3 protein-coding genes are annotated in these 4,126 nt (G+C 47.9%); all 3 read left to right on the top strand.

The window, feature by feature from the left end; all coding sequences use genetic code 11:
• Positions 1–597: 597 nt before the first annotated feature.
• A complete protein-coding gene (locus KDK13_RS12345; protein WP_257285275.1) occupies positions 598–2,253 on the top strand; it encodes a BCCT family transporter in 1,656 nt (551 codons plus the stop codon).
• A 170-nt stretch (positions 2,254–2,423) separates the two neighbouring features.
• Positions 2,424–3,596, top strand: a complete 1,173-nt coding sequence (locus tag KDK13_RS12340) for an iron-containing alcohol dehydrogenase (protein ID WP_257285274.1) — start codon at positions 2,424–2,426, stop codon at positions 3,594–3,596.
• Positions 3,597–3,665: 69 nt separating this feature from the next.
• Positions 3,666–4,126 (top strand): aldehyde dehydrogenase family protein (locus tag KDK13_RS12335; RefSeq protein WP_257285273.1); only part of this gene is annotated, 461 nt, incomplete at its 3' end.

Below are 4,126 nucleotides of genomic sequence, written 5' to 3'. Positions count from 1 at the left end.
ATTCTGAACAAATGTGTAATTATTATTTTCAGGCTTTTTAACTTTGGTTTTTAATATTACATAACTTAATAAATGACACTTATAAATTATTTTATACCTTTGCCATAAGTTTTATTGATTGTCTTCTAACCGAAAGCTAACCAAAATAATACAATACGGCAAAAGTCGCTATTGAAAAAATGATTAACCGGCAGTAACCATAACTTTCCAGAGCGAGGAAATAATAAATGAATAACAAAAATAACTCGCCAAAAAAAGTTATTCACCTGCGAAGGCAAAAAGCTGACCATGTGTGTCGTGAGTGTAAATAGTCAAAACCAGGTATAAATGAGGAAATATCACATCCTGTCGTCTAATCTGCCCCTGTGTTTACATCACTTTATGAAGTTTTATCGTCTAACCTTCCTGAGTGTATTGCCCGGCGGCAGGTGCAGGCCATTGTGCTGCATCAACTTGTTGTTCAGCAACATACCCAAAATGCCCAGAGTTCTGTATGACCCGGCCTTACCCCCCCTACACAGTAACCTTATCGAAACTCAGCCCGGGAGTTTTTGAGTACTTACCCGTGAGTCCAGGTTTACCGAGCGGAGCGATACGATGAACAGCCAGAGATTAGCAACCGGTATTTTTGCCAATACCCATCCAGTGATGAGCAGAGGCTCAGCGATTACCATTATCGCCTTTGTCCTGTTTACCATCATTGCCCCTGCATACGCCAATAGTATCTATGCAGCCGCCGAGCGCTTTATTGCTACCCGTCTTGCCTGGTATTACGTTATCTTGATGAGTTTCTTTTTACTCCTGGCCATATACACAGCGTTCAGTCGCTTTGGCCGTATCAGGTTAGGTCATGACGACGCCAAACCAGAATACAGTTTCTTTTCCTGGTTCTCGATGCTGTTCAGTGCGGGTATCGGTATCGGTATTCTGTTCTGGAGTATTGCCGAGCCAATATACCACTTGCAAGGCAATCCCTTTATTGCCGAAGGGCAGGCAAAAACCGTTGCGGCAGCACAAGTCGCCATGCGCATCAGTATCTTTCACTGGGGCCTGCACGGTTGGGCACTGTTTGCTGTTACGGGTATGGCATTGGCTTATTTCTGCTACCGCAAAGGCTTGCCATTATCGATCCGTTCTGGCTTATACCCGGCTTTTGGCAACAAAATATACGGCCCAATTGGCCACATGGCTGACTTATTGGCGGTTTTCGGGACGGTATTTGGCATCGCAACCTCGTTAGGACTTGGCGCACAACAGATGAACGCAGGAATTAACTACCTGTTTGGCGTCAAAATAAATTCAACCAATCAAGTGTTCATTATTGCGGTCATTTCCGTATTGGCGATGCTATCGTCGTTAAATGGTTTGAATAACGGCCTGAAAAAAGTCAGCGAATTGAACATCCGCCTTACCGTATTAATGCTCACCTTCTTTATTATTTTAGGGCCAACGGCTTATTTACTGGGTGCCTTTGTCACTAACCTGGGTGATTACATGACCAATGCCTTCAATCTTGGTTTTTGGGTTGACCCGGACCCGAAAAGTCAATGGCAAGGTTGGTGGACCCTGTTCTACTGGGGCTGGTGGATATCCTGGGCACCCTTTGTCGGCATTTTTATTGCCCGCATATCCAAAGGCCGTACCGTCAAAGAGTTTATTCTTGGTGTCTTGATCGTGCCAACGTTAGTGGCAACATTCTGGATAACCGTGTTTGGTAATTCTGCCATGTTCATTGAGCTGTTTGGTTCAGGCGGGGTTATCAAGGCGGTTAATAAAGACATTACCACGGCTTTATTTGTCACCATGAAGTTAATGGGCTTAGGTAAGACTGTTGTCACAATCGGGGCAATTATCTGCACAGTGATGCTGGTCACTTACTTTGTCACCTCTGCTGACTCGGCAACCCTGGTTATTTGTACATTAGTGTCTATGGGTGAACCAAAATCACCGCCCAAATTACGCATTTTCTGGAGCTTACTCATCGGTGCTGTTGCTGGTGTATTACTGATTGCCGGTGGCTTAAAAGCGTTACAAACCGCGTCTATTGTTGCTGCACTGCCCTACTCGATTGTCCTGGCGGTGACTACCTGGGGCTTGTATAAGGCTTTTCGCGAGGAACCCTGTAATAATGGCTTGCCATATTCAGTCACCCCTGATGATATGCCACTGCCACCGGAATATGGCCAGGGTTATTCCCGCAAGCCAGGCAAGAAAGCAACAGCAGAGTGTCTGCCAGCTAATCAGCATTTTTAGTGCAGAAAAGCGTTAATACCCGTACACCCCGTTCATCCTGAGCTTGTCGAAGTACGGTGGCACCATCCTTCGACAAGCTCAGCACGAACGGTATGGGTATCAACACTTAGCTGCATTAGTGAAGAACAGTCTAAAGTCTGAAAGGCTACTGGTTGAATAAGGAAAACAATATGTCTTCACAGATCATTCTTCCGCGTATCATGCAAGTTGGCGCACAGGCAAGTCTGGCCGTCCCTGATATTCTGGCCGGTATGGGCTGCTCCCGCGCCCTGATTGTCACTGACAACGTGATGGTTAAATTAGGCTATGTCGCTAACATCACAAAAGTGCTTGAACAAAAAAGCACGACTGTTGATGTTTATTTTGATGTCTTCTCAGATACCGTGCCAGAGCCAACCGTTGCCTCCATTCAAGCCGGTGTGGAAATGGCCGGGGCAGGCGATTATGACTGCATTATTGCTCTGGGTGGTGGCAGCTCTATCGATAGCGCCAAAGCAATTTCCATTCTCGCCAAATACGGCGGTGAAATGAGAGATTACCGTTTCCCCCGTATTGTCAACGAACCCGGATTACCGGTTATCGCGATTCCCACCACCGCCGGTACCGGCTCAGAAGCAACCCGTGTCACCATCATTACTGATCAAACCAGCGACGAAAAAATGCTCTGCATGGGTGCCGGCTTTATGCCTGTTGCCGCACTGGTTGACTACACGCTGACCATCAGTGTACCCGCCCGGACCACCGCAGATACCGGTATTGATGCCCTGACTCATGCCATAGAAGCTTACGTCAGTAAAAAAGCCAATGCCTACAGTGATACCCAGGCCATTGCCGCGATGAAACTCATAGCGCCCAACCTGCGTAAGGTTTACCACAACGGTGAAGATCAACAGGCCCGGAAACAGATGATGCTGGGCTCGACCCTGGCGGGCATTGCTTTCTCTAACGCATCGGTTGCCCTGGTACACGGCATGAGTCGCCCTATTGGCGCCTTTTTCCATGTACCCCACGGTTTATCCAATGCCATGTTATTGCCAGGCGTCACCGAATATTCTGTTCCCGCTGCACCCGGGCGCTATGCCGATTGTGCCCGAGCCATGGGCATCGCCTCTCCTGGGGACAGTGACCAGCAAGCCAATGAACAATTATTGACTGAACTCAAAGCCCTTAACAACGAGTTATCAGTGCCAACGCCAGCGCAATTCGGTATCGATAAACATGAATTTTTCTCAGTTTGCCAAACCATGGCGGAACAAGCCCTGGCCTCAGGCTCGCCGGGCAATAACCCAAGAGTGCCAAGTGCTGGAGAACTCGTGAGCATGTATCAGGCACTATGGGATTAAAATCCTGCTCAATCAAATAGTGCTAAATCAACCGCTCCTGAACGATAAAAATATTTTTGGAGGACATCGATGCATACCATTGGTCATTTTATCAACGGTGAAATGGTATGGGATGCTGAACGCACCCAGGCGGTTTATAACCCCGCGACAGGCCAGGCAGAAAAGCAGGTGGCACTGGCTGGCGTCGCTACCGTTGCAGCAGCGGTCGCCAGCGCTGAAGCCGCCTTTCCTCCATGGCGCGATACACCAGCGATAAAACGTGCCCGCGTCATGTTCAAGTTCAAGGAATTACTTGAGCAAAACGCCGGAAAAATTTGTCAACTTATTGGCCAGGAGCACGGCAAAATTTCACACGACGCCGCTGGTGAATTACAACGGGGTATCGAAAATGTTGAATACGCCTGTGGTATCCCTGAATTGTTAAAAGGTGAACACAGCAAAAACGTCGGCCCGAATATCGACTCGTGGAGTGAATTTCAACCACTGGGCGTGGTCGCTGGTATCACCCCGTTTAACTTCCCGGTTATGGT

Origin of the sequence: Endozoicomonas sp. SESOKO1 (assembly GCF_024606265.1) — a bacterium.
Lineage (GTDB): Bacteria > Pseudomonadota > Gammaproteobacteria > Pseudomonadales > Endozoicomonadaceae > Endozoicomonas.
This window is presented reverse-complemented; position numbering and strand designations above follow the sequence as displayed.